Source organism: Paraburkholderia sp. BCC1876, assembly GCF_902833695.1.
Lineage (GTDB): Bacteria > Pseudomonadota > Gammaproteobacteria > Burkholderiales > Burkholderiaceae > Paraburkholderia.
Window position 1 is genome coordinate 1 of sequence record NZ_CADFGI010000100.1, and the last position, 441, is coordinate 441.

A 441-nucleotide genomic window follows, 5' to 3' on the forward strand; every position below is an offset into this window, starting at 1 on the left:
CGCAGCGCGTCGAAGCGGGAGATCGGGCCGATGCCGGCGTTGTTCACCATCACGTCGAGACGCCCGAAGTGGGTCACCGCATGTGCAACCAGGGCTTCCAGATCGGCGCGCCGGGTCACGTCGGTGACGAGATGGCATGCCCGCCCCACGGCATGGTCGATCTCGGCCGCCAGGCTAGCCAGTTCCACCTCGCGCCGGGATCCACTCTCCGACGTGCTTGCGTTACTCGATGCACGGGCCACTCGTCCGACTCGGCTCGAAGCCTCGGGTGATTGGGCACTCGCGTTTCCCGAACGAGTACGCTTGAAATTTGTCGCCGTCCTGAAGGGAGCATGCTGGATCGAACGCCCCGGCCGCGCCGGCGAGCGTCTGAACGCCGGCGATGTCTGCCTGATCGGTAGCACGGCCTACATCGTCTCCAGCCGTCCAGGCGTGCCGTCC

The 441-nt window shown here is 66.7% G+C and carries 2 protein-coding genes; one reads left to right on the plus strand and one right to left on the minus strand.

Annotated features, from left to right (window positions below; translation table 11 throughout):
- Positions 1–188, minus strand: a 188-nt coding sequence (locus HWY05_RS37970) for an SDR family NAD(P)-dependent oxidoreductase (RefSeq protein ID WP_244146816.1), incomplete at its 3' end; no start/stop codon positions are given.
- Here HWY05_RS37970 and HWY05_RS37975 point away from each other — a divergent pair.
- Positions 124–441 (plus strand): cupin domain-containing protein (locus HWY05_RS37975; RefSeq protein WP_279614210.1); only part of this gene is annotated, 318 nt, incomplete at its 3' end. The two genes, HWY05_RS37970 and HWY05_RS37975, sit on opposite strands and share 65 nt — an antisense overlap.